Source organism: Acidovorax sp. ST3 (genome assembly GCF_003231145.1).
Taxonomy (GTDB): domain Bacteria; phylum Pseudomonadota; class Gammaproteobacteria; order Burkholderiales; family Burkholderiaceae_C; genus Acidovorax.
The window spans coordinates 543,384-569,033 of the sequence record NZ_QKVP01000001.1; the positions used below are offsets into that span (position 1 = coordinate 543,384).

The 25,650-nt window shown below is 65.1% G+C and carries 18 protein-coding genes and 1 pseudogene; 12 read left to right on the forward strand and 7 right to left on the reverse strand.

Annotated features, from left to right (window positions below; genetic code table 11):
• Positions 1-9: 9 nt before the first annotated feature.
• Positions 10-975, reverse strand: a complete 966-nt coding sequence (locus DNK89_RS02450) for a ketopantoate reductase family protein (RefSeq protein ID WP_110958757.1) — start codon at positions 973-975, stop codon at positions 10-12.
• A gap of 330 nt (positions 976-1,305) precedes the next feature.
• On the opposite strand from DNK89_RS02450, the gene DNK89_RS02455 reads away from it, so the two are divergent.
• The 6 genes from DNK89_RS02455 to DNK89_RS02480 all read left to right on the forward strand — a co-directional run bounded on the left by DNK89_RS02455 (position 1,306) and on the right by DNK89_RS02480 (position 8,774).
• The gene (locus tag DNK89_RS02455; protein ID WP_015014212.1) at positions 1,306-1,839 is read left to right on the forward strand and encodes a MarR family winged helix-turn-helix transcriptional regulator; all 534 of its coding nucleotides are present in this window, start codon (positions 1,306-1,308) and stop codon (positions 1,837-1,839) included.
• 33 nt (positions 1,840-1,872) lie between these two features.
• Positions 1,873-3,351: an efflux transporter outer membrane subunit gene (locus DNK89_RS02460; RefSeq protein WP_203422173.1), complete on the forward strand. Its 1,479-nt coding sequence runs from the start codon at positions 1,873-1,875 to the stop codon at positions 3,349-3,351.
• Between the two features lie 67 nt (positions 3,352-3,418).
• Positions 3,419-4,753, forward strand: a complete 1,335-nt coding sequence (locus tag DNK89_RS02465) for an HlyD family efflux transporter periplasmic adaptor subunit (RefSeq protein WP_110958758.1) — start codon at positions 3,419-3,421, stop codon at positions 4,751-4,753.
• Between the two features lie 16 nt (positions 4,754-4,769).
• A complete protein-coding gene (locus DNK89_RS02470) occupies positions 4,770-6,413 on the forward strand; it encodes a DHA2 family efflux MFS transporter permease subunit (RefSeq protein ID WP_015014215.1) in 1,644 nt (547 codons plus the stop codon).
• 262 nt (positions 6,414-6,675) lie between these two features.
• Positions 6,676-6,834 (forward strand): DUF3309 family protein, encoded by a 159-nt coding sequence (locus tag DNK89_RS02475; protein WP_007856361.1) that lies wholly within the window; start codon positions 6,676-6,678, stop codon positions 6,832-6,834.
• 260 nt (positions 6,835-7,094) lie between these two features.
• On the forward strand, positions 7,095-8,774 hold the full coding sequence (locus DNK89_RS02480; RefSeq protein WP_110958759.1) for a PAS domain-containing sensor histidine kinase: 1,680 nt from the start codon (positions 7,095-7,097) through the stop codon (positions 8,772-8,774).
• Positions 8,775-8,807: 33 nt separating this feature from the next.
• On the opposite strand, the gene DNK89_RS02485 is transcribed toward DNK89_RS02480, so the two are convergent.
• Positions 8,808-9,380: an EF-hand domain-containing protein gene (locus tag DNK89_RS02485; RefSeq protein WP_110958760.1), complete on the reverse strand. Its 573-nt coding sequence runs from the start codon at positions 9,378-9,380 to the stop codon at positions 8,808-8,810.
• 701 nt (positions 9,381-10,081) lie between these two features.
• Positions 10,082-17,224: a DUF4347 domain-containing protein gene (locus DNK89_RS02490; RefSeq protein WP_110958761.1), complete on the reverse strand. Its 7,143-nt coding sequence runs from the start codon at positions 17,222-17,224 to the stop codon at positions 10,082-10,084.
• Between the two features lie 327 nt (positions 17,225-17,551).
• Here DNK89_RS02490 and DNK89_RS24525 point away from each other — a divergent pair, with 327 nt between their 5' ends.
• Positions 17,552-17,725 carry a hypothetical protein gene (locus tag DNK89_RS24525; protein ID WP_203422174.1) on the forward strand — a complete coding sequence of 58 codons (174 nt, stop codon included), beginning with the start codon at positions 17,552-17,554 and terminating at the stop codon, positions 17,723-17,725.
• Positions 17,726-17,802: 77 nt separating this feature from the next.
• On the opposite strand, the pseudogene DNK89_RS02495 reads toward DNK89_RS24525, so the two are convergent.
• From DNK89_RS02495 to DNK89_RS02510, 4 genes and pseudogenes are all read right to left on the reverse strand, one after another.
• Positions 17,803-18,327, reverse strand: a pseudogene (locus DNK89_RS02495) (YiiD C-terminal domain-containing protein).
• A 51-nt stretch (positions 18,328-18,378) separates the two neighbouring features.
• Positions 18,379-18,864 carry an NUDIX hydrolase gene (locus DNK89_RS02500; RefSeq protein WP_238990668.1) on the reverse strand — a complete coding sequence of 162 codons (486 nt, stop codon included), beginning with the start codon at positions 18,862-18,864 and terminating at the stop codon, positions 18,379-18,381.
• Positions 18,865-18,991: 127 nt separating this feature from the next.
• Entirely contained in the window at positions 18,992-19,894 is a 903-nt protein-coding gene (locus tag DNK89_RS02505) for a LysR family transcriptional regulator (RefSeq protein ID WP_015014221.1), read from the reverse strand.
• 4 nt (positions 19,895-19,898) lie between these two features.
• Positions 19,899-20,381 carry a MarR family winged helix-turn-helix transcriptional regulator gene (locus tag DNK89_RS02510; RefSeq protein ID WP_110958762.1) on the reverse strand — a complete coding sequence of 161 codons (483 nt, stop codon included), beginning with the start codon at positions 20,379-20,381 and terminating at the stop codon, positions 19,899-19,901.
• 126 nt (positions 20,382-20,507) lie between these two features.
• Here DNK89_RS02510 and DNK89_RS02515 point away from each other — a divergent pair, with 126 nt between their 5' ends.
• The 5 genes from DNK89_RS02515 to DNK89_RS02535 all read left to right on the forward strand — a co-directional run bounded on the left by DNK89_RS02515 (position 20,508) and on the right by DNK89_RS02535 (position 25,476).
• On the forward strand, positions 20,508-21,710 hold the full coding sequence (locus tag DNK89_RS02515) for a 3-hydroxybenzoate 6-monooxygenase (RefSeq protein WP_110958763.1): 1,203 nt from the start codon (positions 20,508-20,510) through the stop codon (positions 21,708-21,710).
• A gap of 64 nt (positions 21,711-21,774) precedes the next feature.
• Positions 21,775-22,908 (forward strand): cupin domain-containing protein, encoded by a 1,134-nt coding sequence (locus DNK89_RS02520; protein WP_110958764.1) that lies wholly within the window; start codon positions 21,775-21,777, stop codon positions 22,906-22,908.
• A gap of 84 nt (positions 22,909-22,992) precedes the next feature.
• On the forward strand, positions 22,993-23,700 hold the full coding sequence (locus tag DNK89_RS02525) for a fumarylacetoacetate hydrolase family protein (protein ID WP_110958765.1): 708 nt from the start codon (positions 22,993-22,995) through the stop codon (positions 23,698-23,700).
• Between the two features lie 15 nt (positions 23,701-23,715).
• Positions 23,716-24,354, forward strand: coding sequence for a maleylacetoacetate isomerase (gene maiA, locus DNK89_RS02530; RefSeq protein WP_110958766.1), 639 nt, complete (start codon positions 23,716-23,718; stop codon positions 24,352-24,354).
• 66 nt (positions 24,355-24,420) lie between these two features.
• Positions 24,421-25,476, forward strand: coding sequence for a tripartite tricarboxylate transporter substrate binding protein (locus DNK89_RS02535; RefSeq protein ID WP_238990669.1), 1,056 nt, complete (start codon positions 24,421-24,423; stop codon positions 25,474-25,476).
• Positions 25,477-25,650 lie beyond the last annotated feature (174 nt).

Consider the following 25,650-nt stretch of genomic DNA (forward strand, 5'->3'; position numbering starts at 1 on the left):
ATCCCCGGCTCAGCCGGCAGCGCGCTTCATCTCGGCCAACTTGACCAGCACCTGCAGCGCGTGGTTCAGCGGCGTCGGCACCCCCAGTGCGGCGCCGCGCTTGACCACATAACCGTTCAGGTGGTCGATCTCGGTGGGTTTGCCCCGCGCCAGGTCCTGCGCGGTGGACGAATACTGGCTGGGCATGGTGCTGGCAATGCCACGCACCGCCGCCTGCACATCGCCCGGAATCGTCACCCCATCGGCCGCTGCCACCGCCAGGCATTCGGCCACGATGTCGGCAATCACCTGCGTCACGCCGGGCACCTGCACCAGCGGGCCATAGGGCTGCTGCGACAGGGCCGACAGCGCGTTGTAGGCGCTGTTGAGCACCAGCTTGGCCCAGAGCGCACCGCGCACGTTGTCTGACACCTGGGTAGGGATGCCCGCTGCCGTGAGCTGGCGGGCCACCTCGTCGCTGCGTGGCGAAGGTGCAATCACCAGCTCGCCCCGGCCATGGTGCACCACATGCCCTGGGCCGCCCATGGCGGTGGCGACATACACCACGGCGGCGGCCACGGGGGTGCAGGCGTCCAGCACCGCGCGCACGCGTTCGTCGTTGTCCACGCCGTTCTGCAAGGTCAGCACCAGCGCGCCGGGCGCGAGGTGGGGGCATATCTGCTGCGCCGCGTCTTCCGAGTCGGACGACTTCACGCAGAACAGCACCACGTCCGCGCCGTGCACCGCGCTGGCCTCGGTGCTGGCCGCCAGGGGCACCTGCACGTCCATCGCCGCCGTCTGCAGCCGCAGGCCGTGGTCACGCACCGCCAGCACATGGGCGGGCCGCCCGATGAGCGTGACGGCATGGCCCGCGCGGGCCAGCAGGGCACCAAAGTAACAGCCCACGGCGCCCGCGCCCATCACAGCAAAACGCAAGGGCGGGCAAATGTCCGAGGCGGTGGGCAGGGAGACAGAGGAATCAGCGGCAGCGGTCATGGCGGTGTCCCGGTGGGCAAGGTACGGAAGGGTCGAACAGCGAGGCGCCCCACTATATCGGTGACGGCCTGAGCTCCAAATATCAAGGCTTTTTGGATTGATGCGCTAGTCGAACATGCCTCGAAAGCTATCAAATACGTAGCAAACTGACTGTGCGTGAGATTGATCGCAGGGGCGCGCTTCGGTCGCATGCGCGAATTCCGGCACCGCAAACCGCCATCCGTTACACCCCGTCCGTGGGCCCCGCCCCAGCCCAAAGGCCCCTTTTCGGTGTCAGGAATTTAATCAATGCAAAGACAATAATTGTCTAGTCAATTAAATTCCTCACCCATGTCAGCCCCCCCCAAACCCAGCCAAGCCCCCGCGTTCTACAACGCCGAGCACTACGACCCCAGCAAGCTGGTGCCCGAAAACAGCGTCGGCTACCTGATGCGCAAGGTGATGTCGTCCATCCGCACGCAGGCCGATGCCCAGCTGTCGTTGCACGACCTGACCTACGCCCAGTGGCTGCCGCTGTTCAAGTTGTCGCTGTGCGAGACCGCCACCGTGGCCACCCTGGCGCGGGACCTGGAGACCGACCCGGCCTCCATGACCCGGTCGCTTGACCGCATGGAAGCCAAGGGTCTGGTGGTGCGGGAGCGCTCCACCGTGGACCGCCGCGTCGTGCAGCTCAAGCTCACGGCCGAAGGCCAGCGCATTGCAGCCCTGGTGCCCCCCGTGCTGGCCGATGTGCTCAACGGCCACCTCAGCGACTTCAGCCATGACGAGTGGCAGCTTCTGCTGTCCATGCTGCGCCGCATGCTGGCCAACGGCGAAGCGCTGCGCCAGCAGACCCCCTCACCCACCGAACCCGCAGCCGGTTGATCCCGCCCTGTTGCCCTGCCCCTGGAGATTTCCGTGACCGCCACTGCCCCAACTCCCCTGTCCACCCGCTCCGCCCTCGCCGCCCATCTGGCGGTGTCGGCAGTTGCCCTGGCCGCCGCGCTGCTGCTGGTGGGCTGCGCCAACCCAGGCCCGGCACACACGCCAATCGCGCAAACCACCCCGGCCGCCGCTGGTCTGACCGCCGCCACCACCGACGTGGTGGCCACCAGCCAGTGGTGGAAAGCTCTGGGTGACGAGCAGCTCAACACCCTGATCGACACCGCCCTGCAAGGCAACCCCAGCCTGGCCGTGAGCCGCGCCCGCCTGGAGCAAGCCGTGGCCCTGAGCCAGGTGCGTGAGGCCGCAAACGGCCCCCAAGCCACACTGGGCGTGGACGCCACCCGCCAGCGCTACACCGCCAACGGGCTGGTGCCCGCCCCCATCGCCGGCAACACCTACAACAGCGGCACCGTGCAAGCCACACTGAGCTGGTCGCCCGACTTCTTCGGCCAGCACGCCGCCGAGCTGCAGGCCGCCCTGGGCCAGGCCCGCGCCGCGCAGGCCGATGCAGCCGCCGCCGCCAACACCCTGGCCGCCCAGGTGGGCCGCAGCTATGTGGCCCTGGCCCGGCTGGTGGCCCAGCGCGACGTGGCCCAACGTGCGCTGGAACAGCGTGAAGAACAACGCAAGCTCACGCAAGAGCGCACCGCAGCAGGCCTGGACAGCCAGGTCGAACTGACCCAGGCCCAGGCCGCCGTGCCCGATGCCCGCACACAAATCGAAGCGCTGGACGAACAGATCACCCTGGGCCGCCGCCAGCTGGCCGTGCTGACCGGCCAGGCGCCCGACGCCCTGCCCCAGCTCACGCCCCGCCTTGCAGCCCTGCAACCCACCGCCGTGCCCGAGGTGCTGGGCGCCGACCTGCTGGGCCGCCGCCCCGATGTGGTGGCCGCCCGTTGGCGCGTGGAGGCGGCAACGCAAGGCGTGAACAGCGCGCGCAGCGAGTTCTATCCCAACATCAACATCGGTGCGTTCATCGGCCTGAACTCGCTGGGGCTGGACCGGCTGTTCAACGGCAGCTCCCGCCAGATGGGCTTGACACCCGCACTGCGCCTGCCGATCTTTGACGGCGGCCGCCTGCGCGCCCAGCTGGGCGGCCGCGCGGCCGAGCTGGATGCCGCCATCGCCCAGTACAACGGCGCCGTGCTCGATGCGGTGAAGGAAGCCGGCGACGCCGTGGCCTCCATCCAGTCGCTCACCCGCCAGCAGGCCTTGCAGGACGAAGCCGTGGCCAGTGCTGAAAAGGCCTACCGCTTTGCGCAGGAGCGCTACCGCGCGGGCCTGGGCAACTACCTGGTGGTGCTATCCACCGAAAGCCAGGTGCTGGCCCAGCGCCGCCTGGCCGTGGACCTGCGCGCGCGCCAGCTCGACACCCGCCTGGTGCTGATGAAGGCCCTGGGGGGCGGCTGGACCGACGACACGGCCGTGCTGCACACCGCCGCCGCACACTGACCGGCCCAGAACGCCACACCGCCCTCTTCAAAAACACATAACAACACATTCCTGAAAGACCATTGCCATGACCGCTAAGAGCGAACCCCTCACCGCCAACGAGTCCAACACCGCCCGCCGCCGGGGCCTCACCCTGATTGCTGCCGCCGTCGCGCTGGTGGCCATTGGCTGGGGCGGCTGGCACTGGGCCAATGGCCGCCATGTCGAGACCACCGACAACGCCTACGTGGCGGGCAACGTGGTGCAGATCACGCCGCAAATCGGCGGCACCGTGGTGTCCATCGGCGCGGACGACACCGACTTTGTGAAGGCCGGCCAGTTGCTGGTCAAGCTGGACCCCGCTGACGCCCGCGTGGCGCTGGAACAGGCCGAGGCCCAGCTGGCGCAGACGGTGCGCGAAGTGCGCACCCTGTACGCCAACAACTCCACGCTGAAGGCGCAGGTCAGCCTGCGCAGCGCTGACCTGGCCCGCGCCCAGGCCGATGCTGCCCGCGCGCAAGACGACGTGAACCGCCGCACCCCGCTGATGGCCAGCGGTGCCGTGGGCAAGGAAGAGTTCCAACACGCCACCGCGCAGTTAGCCGCCGCCAAGAGCACCGTGGCCGCCGCCCAGTCGGCTGTGCTGGCCGCACAAGAACAACTGGCCGCCAGCCAGACACAGACAGAAGGCACCTCGGTCGAGCAGCACCCCAATGTGCAGCGCGCCTCGGCCCGCGTGCGCGAGGCCTACCTGGCCGTGCAGCGTGCCCAGCTGGTCGCCCCGCTGGACGGCCACGTGGCCAAGCGCGGCGTGCAAGTGGGCCAGCGTGTGCAGGCCGGCGCCCCGCTGATGACGCTGGTGCCGCTGAACGACCTGTGGGTGGACGCGAACTTCAAGGAAAGCCAGCTCAAGACCCTGCGCATCGGCCAGACCGCCGAACTGGAAGCCGACGTGTACGGCACCAAGGTCACGTACCACGGCACGGTGACCGGGCTGGGCGCAGGCACTGGCGCTGCCTTTGCGCTGCTGCCCGCACAGAACGCCACGGGCAACTGGATCAAGGTGGTGCAGCGCGTGCCCGTGCGCATTGCGCTCGACCCCAAGGAAGTGGCAGAGCACCCGCTGCGCGTGGGCCTGTCGATGGAAGTCAAGGTGGACACCGCCGACCAGAGCGGCAAGACGCTGGCCGACACCCAGCGCACCACCCCCGTGGCCGCCACCGCCGTGTTTGACGAGCAGTTCAAGGCCGCCGACGACGAAGTGGCGCACATCATTGCCGCCAACCTGGGCCGCAGTGGCAAGTCCGCCGTGGCGGTGGCATCGCCCAAGGTGGGTAGCCAGCAGGCTGTGCAGGCCGTGCAAGCCCAGAAGCACGCATCAGCCCCCGTGCAACCTGCAGTGCAAGCCCCCGTGGTGCAGTGAGCGGGGTTGACCGAGCATGACTGCCGCCAACCCCACTGCTGACGCCGCAGGCCAGGCCCCCGCTCCGGCGGCGCCTGCTGCGGTGTCGCCCCCTGCGGCGCCACCCGGCCCGCCCGCTGCCTATCCGCCACTGCAGGGCACCGCCTTGCTGCTGGGCACGCTGTCCCTGTCGCTGGCCACGTTCATGAACGTGCTGGACTCGTCCATCGCCAACGTCTCCATCCCCGCCATTGCCGGCGACCTGGGCGTGAGCCCCGGCCAGGGCACCTGGGTCATCACCAGCTTTGGTGTGGCCAATGCGATCTCGGTGCCGCTCACCGGCTGGCTCACGCAGCGCTTTGGCGCGGTGCGCCTGTTCACCATGAGCGTGCTGCTGTTCGTGCTCACGTCCTGGCTGTGCGGCTTTGCGTCCTCGCTGGAGATGCTGGTCTTCTTCCGCGTGCTGCAGGGCCTAGTCGCCGGGCCGATGATTCCACTCAGCCAGACGCTGCTGCTGGCCAGCTACCCGCGTGCCTTGGCGGGCACGGCGCTGGCGCTGTGGGGCGTGACCACGCTGGTCGCGCCGGTGGTGGGGCCGCTCTTGGGCGGGTGGATCACCGACAACATCTCCTGGCCGTGGATCTTCTACATCAACGTGCCCGTGGGCCTGCTGGCCGGGGTGCTGACCTGGGGCATCTACCGCAAGCGCGAGACCCCCATCCGCAAGCTGCCGATTGACACCGTGGGCCTGAGCCTGCTGGTGCTGTGGGTGGGCGCGCTGCAACTCATGCTCGACAAGGGCAAGGAGCTGGACTGGTTTGCCTCGGGCGAGATCATCACCCTGTGTGTGGTGGCTGTGGTGGCGTTTGCCGTGTTCCTGGTGTGGGAGCTGACCGAGAAGCATCCGGTGGTGGACCTGAAACTCTTCAAGGGCCGCAACTTCACCTTTGGCGCGCTGGCGCTGTCGGTGGCCTACGCGCTATTCTTCGGCAACGTGGTGCTGCTACCGCTGTGGCTGCAGCAGTGGATGGGCTACACCGCCACCTCGGCCGGCATGGCGCTGGCGCCGGTGGGTGTGTTTGCCATCCTGCTCACACCGCTGGTGGGCCGCAAGGTCGGCCAGTGGGACCCGCGCCGCATGGCCACCGGGGCGTTCATTGTGTTCAGCACGGTGCTGTGGATGCGTTCGCAGTTCACGGTGCAGACGGACTTCATCCACATCCTGATCCCCACGCTGCTGCAGGGTGCGGCCATGGCGTTCTTCTTCATCCCGCTGACCACGCTGACGCTGGCCGGTGTGTCGCCGGACCGCATCCCGGCGGCGGCAGGGTTGTCGAACTTCGTGCGGATCACCGCCGGGGCCATGGGCACCTCGATTGCCACGACGCTGTGGGAAAGCCGCGCCGCCATGCACCACGCCCACCTGACTGAGGGGCTGGTGCAAGGCCAGGGCGTGTTTGCCCAGACGCTGGACGGCTTGATGGCCTCGGGCCTCACGCAAATGCAGGCGCTGGCGCAGATCAACCGGCTGATCGACCAGCAGGCCTTCACCCGCGCGGCCAACGACATCTTCCTGGGCTCGGCGGGCTTGTTCCTGCTGCTCATCGGGCTGATCTGGCTGACCAAACGCCCGGCGCGCACCGGCGGCGCGGGCGCGGCAGACGCTGCGGGCGCCCACTGAGCCCGTCCGCCGCGTGGCACGGCCTCGCGGCGGACACCTCAGACCAAAACGGCCGCAAGCGCTAGGGGATTATGCGCTGGTAGCTATCATTTTTGACATGGCGGCGCAGTGAGCCAGCGGGGCCGCGCCCCGCTGCAGTCCGCGCATCCCACAGCCGGTGTCGGAAATCCCTGACCGCGCGGCGGGCGCGGCACCTGCGGGCAGTTCGCGGGGTGCACCCCAACAATGCACTCACCGCAAACCACTCCAACAAGGAACTGCCATGTCACTCTCGCTGATTCTTCTGATCGTTCTGATCCTCATCCTGGTCGGCGCGCTGCCCACCTGGGGCCACAGCCGCTCGTGGGGCTACGGGCCCAGCGGCGGGATTGGCCTGGTGGTGCTGATCCTGGTGATCCTGCTGCTGATGGGACGGATATGACGGGTATCTGAACTCCCGGTACACGCCACACAGCGTCTGCCCAGGGGAAGTTTTCAAATGCACACAAGGGCCCTTTCGAGGGCCCTTTGTTTTGGGCGCTTTGTAGGGAGCGCGAGGTCTTGGGGCTACCCAGCCTCGGCCAGAAACGCCTAAATGATCAATTTGCAGCAAAGAGACAACCAAATTGATAATATTGCCCTTTTTAATCATTTATTTGATATAAACGATAAATACACAGCATCACCGCATCGCCCCAGACCATGCCTTTTGACGCCTCCCCCGTCCGCAACATGCGGCAGGTTCAGATTCGCCTGCTACAGGGGATCCTGCTGGCCAATGTGGGTTTTGAGCTGCTGTTGCTGGCGGTGGGCGCGACCGGGCTGGTCGTCACGCCTGGATCATGGACCCTCGCATTGGGCGGAAGCACCGCCTTCATGTTGGCGCTGTGGTGGGCACTGCGCCGCTGGCCGCAGGTGTATGGTCCCGTGGCGCTCATCCAGACCCTGATCGGGACGGCACTGTTCACCTATGCCCTGTGGCAACCCCTGGGGCATGAGCTGCGCGCCGTGTGGTTTCTGATTGGAGTGGGGGCTGCCTATCTGCTTCTGGGGCGGGCCGCCGGCGTTGGCTACACTGTGCTGACCTTGGCGTTGGTGCTGGGTAGCAACGGCATGCAGGGTGCACCGTACTCGCGGCACGCACTCATCATCTTCACGCTGGCACTGTCGCTCAGCAGTGTTTGCTTCTACGTATTTGTGGGTGAAGCGCTGCGCCTGTACCAGCACCTGTCCGAGCGGGACCAGCAGTACACCTTGCTGACCGAGGGCGCCGAAGAAGTCATCTGGCGGATCAACCCCGACATGACGGTGGCGTATGTAAGCCCCGCCGACGAACGGGCGCGCGGCGTACCCGCCCGCGACATTATCGGAAGGTCCATCTTCAAAGCCCTGACGCCCGAGGGAGCCGAATCACTCCGACAGGCTGTGCGCGAGCGGCGGCAACTGCTGACATTGCCCATGCGCTGTGCCAATGGCAGCGTGCGCTGGTTCGAGATGTCCAGCCGCCTGTACCGCGACGCTTCGGGCCAGCCCGCCGGTTACCACAGCATTGGCCGCGACGTGACCGCCCGGCGGGAGCTGGAGCAGGCACTGCAGGCCGAGCGCGAGCACCTGGAGGCCCGGGTCAAGGAGCGAACGGCGGCGTTGTCGGTCGCCAAAGAGGCGGCCGAGGCCGCGCTCAACACCAAGCGGGTCTTTCTGGCGAACATCGGGCACGAGTTGCGTACGCCCATGACCCTGATCCTGGGCATGACCGAGCTGGTGCGCAACCGCACGCAGGACGAACGCCTGAAGCCCATCCTGAACAACGTGATGGATGCGGCCACAGGACTCACGCGCATGCTCAACGACCTGATCGACCTGGCCGCGCTGGAAACACGCCAGGTGGCATTTCAGTTCGCGCCCCTGTCGCTGCCGGAGCTGGCGGCCGATGCCTTGCAGCTGCTGGAGCCGCAGGCGCGCCAAAAGGGGCTGCAAATGTTCATGACCATCGACGGCGAGGGCAGTACGGCCCGCCACGTGGGCGATGTAGACCGGATCCAGCAAGTGCTGGTGAACCTGCTGGATAACGCCGTGAAGTTCAGCCCTTCAGGCGCTATCCGCCTGGCCCTGGACACCGAGCAGGACACGCCGGACTCCACCGTATGGCGTCTGCGCGTCACTGACGAGGGCATCGGGATTGCGGCGGGCGATCAGCATCGCATCTTCACCCTGTTCGAGCAGGTGGACGGATCGACCACCCGCAGCTTCGAGGGCGCCGGGCTGGGGTTGGCGCTGTGCAAACGCCTGGTCGAGGGCATGGGCGGCAGCCTGGGTGTGGAGAGCGAGCCGGGCAAAGGCAGCAGCTTCTGGGTGTTGCTGCCGCTGCCCAAAGTGACCTGAGCGAGCCGGAACCCTGCAGTGCTGAGGGGCCGGTCAAGCAGTGTGCGTGCGCCGCTCGGCCAGGCCAAACGCTGACGACAGGGCAGCAAACTCGTCCTTGGCCACGGTGCCATCGGCGTTGCCCGCACGGTCCATCACCTGCAGCACGGCCTGCGCAAACGGGTCGTTGCCTGCCTGCTGGCCCTTGGTGCGCGCCAGACTCTTGAGGAATTCATCGCGGGTGATGACGCCGTCCTTGTCGGCGTCAAAGCCTGCGGTGATCTGCTGCTTCTGGTCGTCGGTGGCGCCAAAGCGCGTGAGCAGCGCCTGGAAATCGTCCTTGGACACCGCACCCGCTGCACGGCCACCGGGCTGTGCCGCTGTGGTCTGGCCCGATGAACGCCCCACGGCGTTCACCGTGCCCGCAGATGTCCCTTGAGTGGCCAGCACGCCCTGCCCCGCCATGCCCGCCAGCGTCTGCGCCTCGGGGCTGAGCGTGACCACAGCCGAGGGCTCGGGCGGCGCCGCCTCCCCCCCACGCCGCACAGACGCCTTGCCCGCGCCGCTGGAGGCTGCATTGAAAATCATCGACGCCACCGATGCGAGGCCAGAAATGAGAGGGGACATCGTCTTGAACTCCTGTAAGGCCACTGATTCCGGGACCACGTGCGTTCAGAGTCCCTAAGGTCACCCAAAGCCATGAGGGTAAGCGTCTACCGCTCAAAAAAAGGGCGGATCAGCACGGGCTAAGGGCGGTATTTCGACGCGTAACGCCCCCATCTAGCGTTGGACGAGGAGACCTCTGCACCGTCAAGATGGTTCAAATTCGCCACTGAGCGATCCCACCTGTTCGCCTTGGTGATGCAGCGTCGCAGCCTCGCGATTCTGCCCACGTACTTGCCCTCGATCATGCGGATGAAAGCCAGCAAGCCAGGCTGTGCTGGCTACTACTTCTGTACGGTAAAACAGCAGTCAGTCGGAGCCCCTTTAGCTCATAGTGTCGCACCGAATAGCCAGACGGTCATCCTGCCCCTCGGCAGACAAACTAAGATGCAGTATGGACGATGCAGCCCGCATGGCCATCGCCAAGGCACGGCCACCAAACACTGTCGGCCAAGGATTTAATGATTGGGCCGGCGGCGCACATAGCACCACGCGGATCTCGGAAGTGCAATTCCGAGCGAAACTCCACGCGGTGTTGGCAATACTTCATGCTTGCGCTCTAGCGCATATCTCGCTCCCAACGCTTGGCCCCCGGAGCCAAGCCCTGGAGTCAGACAAGCGTGGGCCTAAGGTTGTGCTGTGCTGCCTGAAGCTACCAGGCGCCTTTAGACCAGCAACGTAGGCGCCGGCAGGCCCACAAGGGTGACGTTCTGGGTGGTCGTCTGCATGTAACTGCTCAGTTCCACGAACACATCGTCGGCTGGCTGTATCAGCCCGGCGGCAACCTGGTATGCCGTGTCGCCGATCTTCAGCACTTCAATGCTACGCAATGTGTCCACATCGCCCGTCAGCTTGTTGCGGATCAGCACTTCATAGGTGCCTGCGCTCACATTGCGGTGCAAGGCAGCCTGAAAGTCGGTCACTGCGCCCATGTAGACGGCAATGTCGTTGCCTGCCCCGCCATCCAGCACATCATTGCCGCCGCCACCTATCAGTACGTCGTCACCTGCGCCCCCCAGCAGCGTATCGTCGCCAGAGTTGGGAGCCCAGCCGGTCTCACCCAGGGTCTGGTCCACCAGTTGAGTGTTTCCGGATGCGTCGGTGATACGGTTGGCGTTGGTGGCTGAGCGTGCAAGAACCAGCCAGATGTCCGACCAAGTGCCGCCGCCCAAGAGGTAGTTGACTCCCTGGCTCACCAGTGAGCTGGTGGCGCTACCGCTGCCCAACACATGGTTGATCACGGCAACCATCTGGCTTTCGAGCGATTGCGCAGTGACTCCGCTGGTACGAACCCACAGCGCATGGGCCATTTCACCCAGCTGTGCACTGGTGTAGCTGCCGTCGGCCAGTGCGCCCATTTCAGCCAGTGTAGGCAGGCGGTCCATCAGTGCCTTGACCAGCAGGGCAACATCCTTGGCGGTGTCGTAGTGGTCATACACCCAGGCAAAGCGGGAATCAGAGATGAGGCCCATGCCATTTGGCGTGGTCCATACTCCCGAGACAGTGATTCCGGCGCTGTCAGCCAGCGTTGTGCTGATGGGAGTGAAGCCTATCTTGAGTTGCCCTTGAGGCGTAAGCTGGAAAGTCCAGCGACCTGCATCGCTAGCACCGCCCTGCAGCAGGTCGTTGCCGTCGCCACCGTTCACCGTGTCGTTGCCGACGCCACCCACAACCCAATCATTGCCCTCGTCACCATAGAGCTTGTCGGCACCACCGTTGGATCCCACCACATCATCACCTGCCCCGCCGTGCAGGACGTCGTCTTCAGGGCCGAGCACAATGAACTGTGAGCTTCCATCGCCAATCACATAGTTCGCGCCACTTCCCCCTACAACCTTCGCGGGGCCAATGATGATGGCGAATTCCACGTTATCTAGCTGAAGGATTGTGCCTGCGGGTAATTGGCGAGCATCCACGACCAGCGCTTCTTGCCGATTGGGGTGCGCCGGGTCGTTTTCGCCAGTGCCCGTAGTTCCGGTGATCTTGATGGGACCGCTGTTTGGGGTGACAGTGCCGTTGAAGGTGATGGACCGAACTGTGACTTGGCGGGCATCGCTGACCCCAAGGATGAATGAGTCGATGCCGTCTTGAATGATGGAGTCGAGCGGAGAGCTGCTCCCGCTCCGAGCCTTGGCGAAGTCGATGAGCTGCTGGCGCAGCGAGATGTTGCCACCGCTGCTGCCCTCAGCCGTCATGCCGAGGCCAGCTGGCAGGCCCACCATCACCAAGGGCTCTCTGCCACTCAACACCAACGGAATGTCGGCCAGCGGCGAGGTAGTGTCTGTATCCAGCCGGTTGGCGGCAACCGGTGTGACTGTCAGTGTGGTGGTAGTGACGCCGTCGCTGCCTGTGCTGGTTGTGGAAATGACCGTAGCGCCATCCACTATCTGCGGTGTTGGTGCTGGATTAGGCGCCGGCGCTGGCACAGGAACATTGTTGGTAACGGTGGCTGCAGGGCTGATGCTAGCCGCATCGTTTCCGGCAGTGTCCTGTAATGCATTTGCGTCGTTGCCTCCTGTGGGGTCGTTGTAGGTCACGGTCACGGTCTCGCCGTTCGCTACCGCTGAAGCCAAGGTCAGCTCAACCTTGTTGCCATTGACGGCAACGCCCGTCACCCCCCGCGCCGAACCGCCGACCAAAACACTGAAAGCACCTATAGCCGCGCTGGTGTTAGACAAGATTTCATCGTAGGTCAGAATGACCTTGCTGCCGTCGGCACTGGTTGCAGCGCTTTGGAAAGCGGGGGCCATCGTGTCCTGCACAGTCAGCACAACGTCGTTGCCGTCACCCCCGACGTAGCTGATACGTACCGTGTAAACGTTACCCAAAGTCTGGAAGGTGGCGCCTTCCGCCAGCCCGCTGAAGGTGCCGACCACGGCGTCGTTGCTGTCGTTCTGAATCACCGTGAAGCTGTCACCCGCCGCTGCCGAGTAGCCGACGGTCGCCGTGAGAACCGTACCCGCTATCAGGTTCACGGTGCCGATTACATCTAACTGGTCGTAATTCGCTCCAGCCGTGGTCCCATTCAGGTCAAACCAACTTATGGCACCGCTGTTGAGGGTCAGATTGCCCGAGAGCGTCAATTTTCCTGCGCTATTGGCCAACGCGCCAGGCGTCAGGGTCCCCCTAACATCCAGGCCCGCCGCAGTCAGGGAGCCAGAGCCACCGATCGCGCCCGAATTCACCGTGACCGTCTTGGTTGCAGCCAAACCCAACAAGCCATTGACCCAGAAGCTGCCGCCATTGACATCCACACTGAAATCTTCCGAGCTGCAGGTACCCGTGAAATAGAGATTGCCTGTGCCACTCAGGCCCAAGACACCGCCATTCCCGCTGATGTTGCCTGATAACGTCAAACCATCGACATGGTTTATGGTGGCGTTTCCACTGACTGCTACGGCATTGTCAATGGTGGTTGCAGAAGTCACGTTCAGCGTCGTTCCCGCACTCAGCATCACGCTGCCAGTGCCTAGATTACTGTCACCTGTAACACTCAAGGTGCCCCCCGATACCGTGGTCACCCCGCTGTACAAGTTCGCGCCGGAAAGCGTCAGCGTGCCACTTCCCTGCTTGACGAGACCGCCCGTACCGCTGATGGTCCCGGAGAAGCTGGTGCTGGCGTTGCCGCTGGTGGTCAGAGTACTGGCTCCCAGGGATACCGCGCCGGCACCGGCCAGTGAACCGATGGTTTCGCTGGCATTGAGCGCCAGGGTGGCGCCGCTGGCCACCGTCACGGCCGTACTGTTGGCTACCGCCGCGCCACCGCTGAGCGCCAGGGTGCCGGCCGACACCGCGATGGCCCCAGTGTTAGTGTTGGTGCCCGAGAGCGTCAGTGTGCCCGCGCCCGTTTTGGCAAGGGCCCCACTCCCCGCCATCACACTGGAAAAGGCGACATCATTGGCATTGCTGATAGTCGAAGAGCCAATCAGGTTGACGTCCTGGCTAAGCGTCACCCCGCTGCCATTGATTTGCAGGGTAGTGCTGGACAAGATCAGCGCTCCCGACCCCAAGTTGCTTCCGTTATTGATCTCCACCACCCCGCTGCTGAGGGTGCTTGTCCCCGTGTAGGTGTTGGTCCCGGTGAAGATCATCCGGCTGTTAGGCCCCGGATTGGGAGTGATCGCCAAGTTGCGGCTCCCACCGCTCTCGGTGATGTTGCCGCTGAAGGTGACGATGCAGTTGCCCGCCGCGCCATTGATGACCGTGGCGTTGCCGGCCAGCACGATATCGTTGGTGGCGGTCATGGTTCCGACACCAAGGAAGCCCAGGGAGGCCCCGCTGGCCAGCACGATCTGACCCGTCCCCAGAGCCGTGGCCGAGTTGGCGACCAGGTAGCCAGCATCGACAGTCTGTGTGCCGCTCTGCGAGTTATTGCCGTACAGGGATAGAAAATAGGTCGAGCCGTTCTTGGTGATGACACCCGATCCACTGACATTACCCTTGAGGTTGATGTTATTGGACGCGGCGGTGAAAGTTGCACCGCTACCGCCGATCACCACATCGCTGCCCAGCGTGATCTGGTCGGCGCCCGCAGCGGTGGTCACGGTGGCGCCGTCCAGAGTCAGCGTACCCGTGCCGATGTGATTCACGGCGGCGCCGGCATTGGTGATAGAGCCACTGCTGTTGAGCGTGCCCGAGAGCGTGAGGGTGCCATTCGGGGCCTTGTTGAAGGTGGCCCCGGCGCTGCCGATCACGATAGCATTGGACAGTGTCTGTGCAGCCGCATTCGTGTCGGCCAGCGTGGCGCCATCCAGGGTCAGGGTACCGGAGGACAGGTGCCCGGGATCGGAGACGCGTAGCGTGCCACCATTCACGGTGATCGCGCCACTCATGCTGGCATTGTTACCAGTGTTGGCCAACACCAAGGCTCCCGCCCCCGTCTTACTCAGAGTACCGGCGCCCGCGAGCAGGCTGGAGATCGTGATCGTTCCCCCTGCGGTGTTGTGAAGGGTGAGGTTCTTGCTGCCATTGACGCTTAACGTGCTCCCTGTCAGGTTGAAACCATTGCCCGCCGTGGCATCCACCGTGACGCTATCCGTGACCGACAAGTCACCAGCCAGTGTCATCACGCCAGTGAAGCCGCTGGACAGCAGCAACGTGTCCGATCCCGTCTGGCTATTGGCAATGGCCACCGCTTCGCTAAAGCTCACGCCATCGCTCACATCGACCAAAGCACTATCGGTGGTATTGGTTACATAGACATTGCTGCTCGCAACCGTGACATCCGCGGTCGCACTCCCCGCACCATCAGAGAGCGTGAAGCGCACCGTCTCGTTACCTGCTGGCGTGTCGTTGCGGTAGGTGATGCTGCGGAGCACCGACTGGACCAGCAAGCTTGTCGCCGCCGTACCGGAACTGTTGAAGTTTATGTTGAGCACGCCACCCGAGTTGGAGAAAGTCGCGAAGGTCTGGCCGCCGGACTGCAGATTGCCGCCGCTGACCGTGAAGCCCGCAGCATTGAAGCCGAAGCTGTCGGCGGACCAGGCCGCACCCTGGCGCTGCACCGTAAGGCTGGCGCCTGCCCAGTCGCCGTGCCCCCCGTTGAGGGCGGAGAACTCGGCATCCAGAACTATGGCATTGCCGAAGACATCCAGCACAACGGTATTGCCCACGCCGGCCCAGGCAACCGTGTCGCCGCCGAGGTTGCCCATCTGCGGCGCACTGCTGAATCCGCTCACCCCGATGCCGTTGCCCATGGTGTCGGCGATCACGACCGCCGGGTCGGCGCCGGCATTCCAGTCCTCGCCGGCACCGAGGTTGTAAACCGTGCTGTCCACCGAGGTCGACCCATTCTGATTGAGCAGAGCATTGACGGCCGCCTTGTCGGTGGCGCTGAGCGTCAAGGTGAAGCTGGTGCTCGAGCTGATGTCGACATTGGCCGTATCCGTCAGCGTGTAGGTCGCGCCGCCCTCGCCCGTCAGCACGAACTTGTTGGCAACAATGTCGTTGTTGGCCCAGACCAGGGACTTGAAGCCCGTGCCGCTCACTGCCAGTGCGCCGGTCGTCGCGTTGTAGGTGGCCCCGGTGATGGCGGGCACGGAGACGTTGCCGACCGTGACGGGGTTGGTGGTGTCCGAGGTGTTGGTGTCGGCGACGACGCTGTTCCAGTCGTCTGCGGCGGTCAGGTTGTAGGTGCTGCCGCCGGTCGACGTTGTGCCGTTGCGGTTGAAGGCGGGCTCGATGGCAGCCTGGTCCGCCGCATTGAGCGTGATGGAGAAGGAAGTCGCGCTGGTGACCTCGACATTGGACGAGGTCAGCGTGCGCGTGACACCGCCGTCGCCGGTCAACATCAGCTTGGAGACCGTGATGTCGTTGTTGGCGCCGATGCTGCCAACCAAGTTGGTGCCGGTGACGGTCAGCACATGGGTGCTGGCGTCGTAGGTAGCCGAAGTGAGGGCGGGGGCGGTGACGTTGCTTACCGTCACGCCGTTGCCGGTCAGGTCGGACGACGCGCTGGCCGTGCTGTCCCAGTTGGCCGCGGCGGCCAGGTTGAAGACGGTGCCGCTGACGGCCGAGGTGCCATTGCGGTTGAGCAGGCCGTTGACCGCCAGCTTGTCCGCCGCATTCAGGGTAATGCTGAAGGCCGAGCTGCTGCTACTCGTCGTGTTGGGCGAGGTGAGCGTATAACTCTGGCCGCCCTGCCCGGTCAGCGTGAGCTTGCTGGCGTCGATGGCGTCCCCGACGCCCATGGCGCTCCCGGTCACCGACAGCACGCCGGTGCCGGCGTCATAGCTGGCGCTGTCGATAGAGGGCGTCGCGGGCGAGACGTTGATGTCGTCGATCTCCGGCGTGGAGGCACCGCTCCAGGAGAAGCGGATCTCGTCGACGCTGCTGAAGCTGCTGTCGAAAGTAAGCTGTCCCCAGGGGCCCGCCCCGACGTCCGTGTTGGCCGAAAAGCTGATGTGCCCGGCGCTGTCGCTGCTGGTCAGATTGACCACTTCGCCGGACACGACCAGCGAGCCATTGCGGTAGGCGCTGATCGTGACCGAGGAGGCGCTCAGCCCCGAGCTGCCGAGGACGAAGGAATTCAGCTGGAAGTCCGTGCCGTCCGTGGACTTCATGACGAAATTGCTCAGAGCATCGCCATCGAAGTTCCAAATGAAGGAACGATCAGAGCCCCCGCCGTCGGTGTTGATCGAAGTTGTCCATTCGCTCTGGTTGGGCGTGACCATGCGGCTGGAAGCACCCGCAGCTGTAAAGGTCCAGCCATGGATGGATACGCTGGTGGAGGCGACGTCGACCAAGCCGGCGCTGTCGAAGTTCTCGTAGTTGATGGCCAGCAGGCTGTTGTAGTGCACAACGGCGGAAGCATCAAAAACCGGAAGGGCCTCGATGGTCCCCACCTGGGTCTCCAGAGTCCAATTGCCTCCCAAGCGCGTAGACCCTGTCAAATCGGTGGATGCCGCGACATCGGCGTCTGTCAGTCCCGCCAGGGTGCGCACAAACTCCAGCCCTACCTCTCCCCGCGAAAGGTCGCAGGCATAAACCAGCATGTCGCCATCGGCTGTGAGCCCTTTGCCCAAGGCCGCCAGCGCAGCCTGGGTGTCGGGGCGTTCCAGCGTCGCCTGATTCAGCAGGGTGTTTCCTAGCCACAATTGGCCAGCGCTGCCATGGGCCACCACGTGCACAGCCGCTACGTCGCCGCGCTCTCCCAAGGCTGCACGCATCTGTGCCAGTCCATCTTCATCGGCATGCAGATAAACCACTTCGGTACCCGGCTGGAGGCCGTGAAGCAAAGTTACAGCGTCTTGCACGCGGCCGTCCACGAAGAGAATTTCGCGGAATGTGTTGGTGGATGGACTCCCCATAGTTTTCCCTTTTTGATTCGTTTTTTGAGCAAAAGTGTGCTAACTAATCAGAGAGCAAGGCAACTTTTGCGAGGCATACAGCCTAGGCTAAAGAAACATGCTACAGGCGAAGTACACCGCACTCTGTTCAGCCGCCCGGACTATTCCGACCACGCCATAGGACCCGACGCGAGGTGCGAACACAGCAGCCGCCTAGCAAGCAACGTGGGTGTCAGAGGCCCGCGTGGCCTCGAGCTAAGCGCCCAGACCTGATCAGGAGTTGTTGCTCCAAGGCCTGCGAGCCGCCCTGAGGTGGCAGATTTCTGTGGTGCCATTCAGAAAATTAACGTGAAAACCAACGCCGAATCACATCAGCGGCATAAGGCATCAAATGTGAAACCGAGAGTGAAAGTTAACAATTTGAAGCTGCGGTTTTACCCAAAGATTTATCACTTGTCACGTTTTGCTTTTGCACACACCCTGCGCTCGCCGCACCATCGCAAAACACCTAAGAAGGTCTGATACCAAGGGAGAAATGGCAGCAATCCCTTCAAGCAATCGCTTACTGAGCAGCCCCATAGTCTCTGCAGCTCTGTCGCTCATCTGTCCTGCTGATAATCAGGCCCGAAGGCGACAAATTCACCCTGCAGTTGCCCGGCGCACTGCCCTTCGCAGTGCAATACAGCCCCCTGCATGATGCGTCCGATGCCCTTGCGTTGCAGCATGCGCGCAAAGGGCTGCCATAGCCGGGCGGCTGGCGCCAGCGCCACGGCCGTGAAGCTGCCGTCAATCGGCATGAGGTAGTCCATGGTGTTGCGCTGGATCACCAGCCGGCTGCCCAGCCCCTCGGCCTTGAGCCCCAGGTGCAGCATGGACCAGGCCGCCAGAATGGCCATCGCCGAGGCACTGCCCCCAAACACGGTCTAGCGGTGGTTGATAGTGGGTGCCAGGGGCGCGCTCAGCACCACTTGCTGCAGCGATGCCTCCACCACGGTCACCTGCATGGCTTGGTACAGGGGAATGTGTTGGTGCAGGTAGGTTTGCAGTTCTGAAGGAGTCACAGGATTTTCCAGCGAAAAATGCCAGGCGCTGACCTTATCAAAACGCCGCACAGCGTCCACCATGGCGCAGCGCAGCCCTCAAAGATTGAATATCTCAGCCCCAACGGGGCGGCTTCAGAAGCCCGGGTCGCGGTGAATGATGTGGGCGACCTCAGCTCTTCCGTGCACCAGCCAGTGCCGCAGGTGCGCCGCCAGAAATGCAGGCCGCACATCAATGCCCTCCAGCTCGTCCGGCCCGAACCACGCAAACTCCAGCGCGCGCGAACCTTCGACGCCCGCATAGGCCCCCGGGCGCGACAACAACAGGCTTCCGGGCAACGGAGTAGCGTGCAGATACAGCCCGATCTCGTGGTACGCGGTGCCAGCGTACGTGAAGAAGTTTTCCACCACGCAGGCCAGCGCGCCGGGCTCCACGAGCTGGCCCAGCTCTTCCTGCAGTTCACGGACCAGGGCTTGTGCCGCAGTCTCCCCCGCCTCGATGCCACCGCCGGGCAACGCCCAGAAAGTGTCGCCCACCACCCGGTGCAGCAGCACGCGGCCTTCGCTCTGGATCAGCGCCGCTGCGCGTTGACGCACTTGAAACGGGCTGGGATGCGGCATGGGGTTCAAGACTCAGATCCCGATGGGTTCTTCACTGCCATCTTTTCCCCTCCGATATCAATCCAAAATGGCCTGTAGTGCTTATATTCAAAGCGCAAACAGCTATTAATACAGTAGCAAAAGCAGTTCACTGTCCATCCGCAGGCGGCAATAGCAACCCTTGCTGCGCCGCCACCGCTTCGCGCAAAAACGCCCACGTGGCCTGCATACGGGCCACGTGCTTGTTGTCGCCGGGCATGGACATCCAGAAGGTGCGCTGAAACCGTGCCACCCCGGGCAGCACGGGCACCAGCGACGGGTCTTGCGCCGCCACAAAGGCGGGCAGCACGGCCAGCCCCGCCCCCACGCGGGCGGCTTCGTACTGGGCCAGGATGCTGGTGCTGCGCAGCGCGAAGTGCGCGGGGCGGTGCAGCTCGTCCAGGATTTGCAGCTCCTTGCTGAACAGCAGGTCGTCCACGTAGCTGATAAAGGTGTGGCCCCGCAGGTCGTCGGGCGTGTGGATGGGGGCATGGCGCTGCAGGTAGCTGCGCGCTCCATACAGTTGCAGCACGTAGTCGGTGAGCTTGACAACCACCACCGCACCGCGCGCCGGCCGTTCCAGCGAGATGACGATGTCCGCCTCGCGGCGCGACAGGTGCACCAGCCGGGGCAGCGCCAGCAGGTCCACCACCAGGCCAGGGTGGTCCAGCGCAAACCGGGCCAGCTGCGGCGCCAGGATCAGGTTGCCGAAGCCCTCGGTGGTGCCAATGCGCACCAGGCCGTGCAAGCCCTGGCGCACGCCGGGTGTGGCGTTTTCCACAGCCAGAAAGGCGGCCTCCATGGCCTCGACCTGGGGCAGCAGTGCGCGCCCGGCCTCGGTCAGCCGGTGGCCGCCGGCCTCGCGCGCAAACAAGGCAGAGCCCACCTGCTTTTCGAGCGCCTGCAGGCGGCGCGCCACCGTGGTGTGGTCTACGGCCAGGCGGCGCGCGGCCCCTACCAGCGTGCCGGCGCGGGCCAGTTCCAGAAAGTAGCGCAGGTTGTCCCAGTCCATGGCGTCACCGGGCGCGCCGTGCAGCACGTCCGTCCAGCGGCTCGCTGGGCGCCCGGCTGAGCGCGTTGTTGCCCCGCACCAGCGTGCGCAGCATGTCCATGAACACCGCGCGCTGCTCGGGCGCCAGGGGTTCGAGCATGCGCTCCTGCGCACGCAGCATGCCGGGCTCCACCTCTTCCAGCACACGCTGGCCTTCGGGCGTGAGGGTCAGCAGCCGCACGCGCCGGTCTTCAGGGTGGGCGTTGCGCTGCATCAGCCCGCGCGACTCCAGCCGGTCAATCACGCTGCCAATGGTGGAAGTGTCAAAACCAATGGTGCGCGCCAGCGTGCGCTGGTCGATGCCGGGCTCGCGCCCCACGGCATACAGCGCGGCGTATTGCACAGGGGTGATGCCCGTGGCCTGGGTCTCCTCCAGAAACACGGCCACCGCAATCTGCTGCAGGCGACGGATATGGAAACCGGGAAGGTTGTCGATCTCTACGGACATGAATCTAGGGTTTCTACCGATCTTGATGCGGATCATTTTAGGTCCTACACTAATTATCAGTGTACTTTTGATATGTACACGACTTATTGATCCACGTCAGTGGCACAACGGATCGAGACAGCGGCAATGACAGTTTTGAACACTCCCACAGCACCCGTCCTGGTCGCTGGCGGTGGCATCGGCGGCGTGGCGGCGGCCCTGGCCCTGGCGCGCCAGGGCTATGCGGTCAAGGTGCTGGAGCAGGCCCCGCAGCTCGGCGAGATCGGCGCGGGCATCCAGCTGGGCCCCAACGCCTTTGCCGCGTTTGACGCCCTGGGCATTGGCGAGCTGGCACGGGCCCGCGCGGTCTACACCGACGAAATGGTGATGCACGACGCGCTGGACGAACGCCTGATCGGCCGCATCCCCACGGGCGAGGCTTTTCGCCAGCGCTTTGGCAACCCGTACGCCGTAATCCACCGCGCGGACATCCACACCTCGTTGTTGGAAGGGGCCAAAGCGCACGGCAACATCGAGACACTGACCGGCACGCGCATCGAGCGCGTGGAACAAACCGGCGACACCGTCACGGTGTACGACCAGCACGGCGTGGCACACCAGGGCCAGGCCCTGATTGGTGCGGATGGCGTGAAGTCCGTCGTGCGCCAGCAATACGTCGGCGATGCTGCCCGCGTGTCGGGCCATGTGGTGTACCGCGCCGTGGTGGAAAAGAACGACTTCCCCGAAGACCTGCGCTGGAACGCCGCAAGCATCTGGGTCGGCCCCAACTACCACCTGGTGCACTACCCGCTGCGTGGCGGCGAGCAGTACAACGTGGTCGTGACCTTCCACAGCCGCGAGCAGGAAGAATGGGGCGTGCGCGAGGGCAGCCGCGAAGAGGTGCAGAGCTACTACCGCGACTGCTGCCCGCGCGCCCACCAGCTGATCGACATGCCCAAGAGCTGGAAACGCTGGGCCACCGCCGACCGCGAGCCCATCGGCCAGTGGACGTTTGGCCGTGCCACCTTGCTGGGCGATGCCGCCCACCCCACCCTGCAGTACCTGGCCCAGGGCGCCTGCATGGCGCTGGAAGACGCGGTGACGCTGGGCGAGGCTCTCAAGCGCTGCCAACACGACTTCCCCCAGGCGCTGTCGCTGTACGAGCGCTCCCGCATTGCCCGCACGGCACGCGTGGTGCTGTCGGCACGCGAAATGGGCCGCATCTTTCACGCCCAGGGCGTGGAGCGCCTGGTGCGCAACGACCTCTGGAAGGGCCGCAGCCCCGAGCGCTTTTACGACGCGATGGAGTGGCTGTATGGCTGGAAGGTCGACAACTGCCTGGCCGACTGAGCCAGCCGGGCGCCCTGCCCCATCGATCTTCCCCCCTCCCCCACATTCAACCCAAGGAATTCCCATGAGCGCGATGGATCCCGTACCGTCCCCCGTTCGCCTGACCGCCGTGGCGGCCCACGGCCAGCCCGAGCCCACCCCCGCGCTGGAGCAGCTGTACCGCGGCTTTGAGCAGGAAATGCTGGTGCCGCTGTGGACGCAGATCGGCGACCTGATGCCCCCCCATCCGCAGAGCAAGGCCAGCGCCCACCTGTGGCGGTGGGACCGGCTGGTGCCACTGGCCGATGAAGCCGGTCGCATCGTGCCCGTGGGGCGCGGGGGCGAGCGCCGGGCCATCGCCCTGGCCAACCCATCCCTGGGCGGCAGACCATTTGCCACACCCACGCTGTGGGCGGCCATCCAGTACCTGATGCCGGGCGAAGACGCGCCCGAACACCGCCATACACAGCACGCGTTCCGCTTCATCGTGGAGGGCGAAGGGGTGTGGACCGTGGTCAATGGCGACTCGGTGCGCATGTCGCGCGGCGACTTCCTGCCCCAGGGCGGGTGGAACTGGCACGCCCACCACAACGCGGCCGACAAGCCCATGGCCTGGATCGACGGGCTGGACATTCCGTTCGCCTACTACACCGAGTCCCAGTTCTTCGAGGTGGGGCGCGACGCCATCAGCCCGGCAGAGCGCATCACGCCGGCGCTCTCGCGCTCCGAGCGCCTGTGGGCGCATCCAGGCCTGCGCCCGGTGTCGCAACTGCAGGACCAGCCCGTCACACCCATGCTGGCGTACCGGTGGGTGGACACCGACAAGGCCCTCAACGAACAACTGGCGCTGGAAGCCGAGGGCCACCCCGCCACGCTGAGCCCCGGCCACGCCGCAGTGCGTTACACCAACCCCACCAATGGCCGCGACGTGCTGCCCACCATCCGCTGCGAGATGCACCGCGTGCGCAGCGGCGCCACCACCCGCACGCGCCGCGAGGTGGGTTCGTCCGTGTTCCAGGTGTTTGACGGCCAGGGCACCGTGAAGGTGGGAGACCACCAGTGGCAGGTGCGCCGTGGGGACATGTTTGTGGTGCCGTCCTGGCAACCCTTCACGGCCCAGTGCGATGCCGGCCAGCCCTCGCTGGATCTGTTCCGCTTCAGCGACACACCGATTTTTGAGGCCGTGCATGCCTGGCGCGAACAAATCGAGCCTGCCTGACAACAACCCCGCCCCATTCATTCCTTGCAGCGTCTGCCCGCCCACGCGGGTGGGCCCTGTACTCCTCTTTGACCGGAAGCCCCGATGACTGCTACCTCTTACCTCTGGACCCCACCGCCTGTTCAATCGCTGCCAGTGCGCGGCAGCGCGCAGCGCCTGCCCATCCACCGCCTGTTCTTTGTGGGCCGCAACTACCACGCGCACGCCGTCGAAATGGGCCGCCCCGTGGACAAAAGCGTGGAGCGCCCCTTCTACTTCACCAAGGCGCCCCAGACGCTGACCGAATCAGGCGCCACAGTGGCCTACCCGCCCGAGACGCAGAACTACCACTTCGAGATGGAACTGGTCGTGGCGATTGGCAAGGCCGGGTTCCGCATCCCGGCCGAGCAGGCGCATGAGTACATCTACGGCTACGCCTGCGGCCTCGACATGACCCGCCGCGACCTGCAACTGGTGGCGCGCGACAAGGGCCGCCCCTGGGACCTGGGCAAGGACGTGGAGCAATCCTCCGTGGCCAGCGAGGTCGTGCCCATGCCAGGCCAGGTGATCGAGTCCGGCGTGATCGAGCTGTCGATCAACGGCGCGGTCAAGCAGCAGTCCAACGTGGACAAGCTGATCTGGAACATCCGCGAGATCATTGCTGACCTCTCGCTGTTCTACCACCTGCAGCCCGGCGACCTGATCTACACCGGCACGCCCGAAGGCGTGGGCGCCGTGGTGCCCGGCGACCACATCACCGGCCGCGTGGAGGGAGTGGGCGAAATCGCGCTGACCGTGGGCCAACCCGCATAAACCGAGGACCGCCCCATGAAGCTCTACAGCTTTTTCCGCAGCGGCACCTCGCACCGCCTGCGCATCGCACTCCACCTCAAGGGCCTCACGCCCGACTACGTGCCCGTGGACCTGCGCGTGGACGAGCAGGCACAGGCAATGTTCAAGGCCATCAACCCGCAAGGCCTGGTGCCTGCGCTGGAGATCGACAACGGCCAGGTGCTGATCCAGTCACCCGCCATCATTGAATGGCTGGAAGAGCGCTATCCCACGCCCCCACTGCTGCCTGCCGACCCACTGGCCCGCGCCCAGGTGCGCGCACTGGCTGCCATCGTGGGCTGCGATGTGCACCCCATCAACAACCGCCGCATCCTGCAAACCCTGCGCAAGCAGTTCGGCGCGGACGAGGCCGCCATCAACGCCTGGTGCGCCACCTGGATCACCGCCGGTTTTGACGCCATCGAAGCCCTGTTGGCCCAAGACACCACGCGCGGCAGCTACTGCTATGGCGGCACGCCCAGCCTGGCCGATGTGTACCTGATTCCGCAGGTCGAAAGCGCCCGCCGCTTTGGCGTGGACATGGCCGCCTGGCCGCTCATCCGCGCGGTGGACGCCGCCTGCGCCGAGCTGCCCGCCTTTGCCAGCGCCGCCCCTGCGGCTCAGCCAGACGCCTGACGCTGCCACGGCACCGCAGACACCACCGTCACACCCGCATTCATCACTACAACCAGGAGACAAACCATGCCCGCCTTCCCATCCGCCACTTCGGCGCCCCACCACCATGCCACCCTGGCCCCGCAGCGCGGCCTGCGCCGCCGTGCGCTCACCACCGCAGCACTGCTGCTGGGCGGCGCCAGCGCCACCGGCCTGGCCTGGGCCCAGGGCAGCGCGCCCGCCTTTCCCAACAAGCCGGTCACCGTGGTCACCGCCTTCGCCGTCGGCAGCGGCCCCGATGCGGTGCTGCGCCTGGTGGCCAACAAGCTGTCGGTGGCTTGGAAGCAAAGCGTGACGGTGGACAACCGCCCCGGCGGCGGCGGCTTCATCGCCATCGAAGCCGCGCGCCGCGGCGCCCCCGACGGACACACCCTGCTGCAGCTGGACAGCGAACACCTGTCCGCCCTGCCCCACCTCTACAAGCAACGCAACTTCCAGACGTTACAGGTCTTCGACCCGGTGGCGCCGCTGTTCCGCACACCGTTCCTGGTTGCGGTGCCCACGCAGTCCCCCTGGAAGAACATGGGCGACCTGATTGCGGCTGCCAAGAAGGGCCAGGGCGCGGTGAGCTACGGCTCGTGGGGCGTGGGCAGCCCCGGCCACCTGGGCGGTGAGTGGCTGGACCTGGTGGACGGCACACAAATGACCCATGTGCCGTTCCGCGAGGTCAGCCAACTGTTCACCTCGGTTGCCAATGGCGACCCGGCCTGGAGCCTGGCCAGCATTCCCTCCAGCCAGGGCATCTACAAGGCCGGCAAGATCCGCTACCTGGCCGTGGCGGGCCCACGCCGCATTGCGCAACTGCCCGACGTGCCCACCCTGGCCGAGGCCGGTGGCCCCGCGCAGGTGGATGTGAACTCGTTCGTGTCCCTGCTGGCCGTCAAAGGCGTTCCTGCACCGGTGCGCGCCCAGATCCACGCTGATGTGCTGAAGGTGCTGCAAGAACCCGAGGTGCGCGAGAAATTCAACACCTTTGCGTTCGAGCCCCTGTCGTGGTCGGTCGAAGAAATCCAGCGCCAGGCCGGAGTCAAGTCCGAGCAGTACAAGCTACTGATCCAGAAAGCCAATATCAGCCTGGAATGACGGCCAGGGGCACTGCGCCTGCACAACCTGCCGAATGACTCTCGCGCCCGCCTGGGGCCTTGCACCGTATATGCGGGCAAGGCCCCGGGCGGGCGCTGTGCCGTGAGGCCAGCGCAAGCAGGTTGGCGATGTGCAAATATGCAAAAACAAAGTGCAATTTTCTCTATTGCACCA

What these genes read in the sequence shown, in the direction of transcription:
- DNK89_RS02475 (WP_007856361.1), top strand. Translation starts at nt 6,676, where the DNA reads ATGTCACTCTCGCTGATTCTTCTGATCGTTCTGATCCTCATCCTGGTC.
- DNK89_RS02500 (WP_238990668.1), bottom strand. Translation starts at nt 18,864, where the DNA reads ATGCCGCATCCCAGCCCGTTTCAAGTGCGTCAACGCGCAGCGGCGCTG.
- DNK89_RS02505 (WP_015014221.1), bottom strand. Translation starts at nt 19,894, where the DNA reads ATGGACTGGGACAACCTGCGCTACTTTCTGGAACTGGCCCGCGCCGGC.
- maiA (WP_110958766.1), top strand. Translation starts at nt 23,716, where the DNA reads ATGAAGCTCTACAGCTTTTTCCGCAGCGGCACCTCGCACCGCCTGCGC.
- DNK89_RS02450 (WP_110958757.1), bottom strand. Translation starts at nt 975, where the DNA reads ATGACCGCTGCCGCTGATTCCTCTGTCTCCCTGCCCACCGCCTCGGAC.
- DNK89_RS02485 (WP_110958760.1), bottom strand. Translation starts at nt 9,380, where the DNA reads ATGTCCCCTCTCATTTCTGGCCTCGCATCGGTGGCGTCGATGATTTTC.
- DNK89_RS02515 (WP_110958763.1), top strand. Translation starts at nt 20,508, where the DNA reads ATGACAGTTTTGAACACTCCCACAGCACCCGTCCTGGTCGCTGGCGGT.
- DNK89_RS02455 (WP_015014212.1), top strand. Translation starts at nt 1,306, where the DNA reads ATGTCAGCCCCCCCCAAACCCAGCCAAGCCCCCGCGTTCTACAACGCC.
- DNK89_RS02525 (WP_110958765.1), top strand. Translation starts at nt 22,993, where the DNA reads ATGACTGCTACCTCTTACCTCTGGACCCCACCGCCTGTTCAATCGCTG.
- DNK89_RS02480 (WP_110958759.1), top strand. Translation starts at nt 7,095, where the DNA reads ATGCCTTTTGACGCCTCCCCCGTCCGCAACATGCGGCAGGTTCAGATT.
- DNK89_RS02535 (WP_238990669.1), top strand. Translation starts at nt 24,421, where the DNA reads ATGCCCGCCTTCCCATCCGCCACTTCGGCGCCCCACCACCATGCCACC.
- DNK89_RS02490 (WP_110958761.1), bottom strand. Translation starts at nt 17,224, where the DNA reads ATGGGGAGTCCATCCACCAACACATTCCGCGAAATTCTCTTCGTGGAC.
- DNK89_RS02465 (WP_110958758.1), top strand. Translation starts at nt 3,419, where the DNA reads ATGACCGCTAAGAGCGAACCCCTCACCGCCAACGAGTCCAACACCGCC.
- DNK89_RS02520 (WP_110958764.1), top strand. Translation starts at nt 21,775, where the DNA reads ATGAGCGCGATGGATCCCGTACCGTCCCCCGTTCGCCTGACCGCCGTG.
- DNK89_RS02510 (WP_110958762.1), bottom strand. Translation starts at nt 20,381, where the DNA reads ATGTCCGTAGAGATCGACAACCTTCCCGGTTTCCATATCCGTCGCCTG.
- DNK89_RS02470 (WP_015014215.1), top strand. Translation starts at nt 4,770, where the DNA reads ATGACTGCCGCCAACCCCACTGCTGACGCCGCAGGCCAGGCCCCCGCT.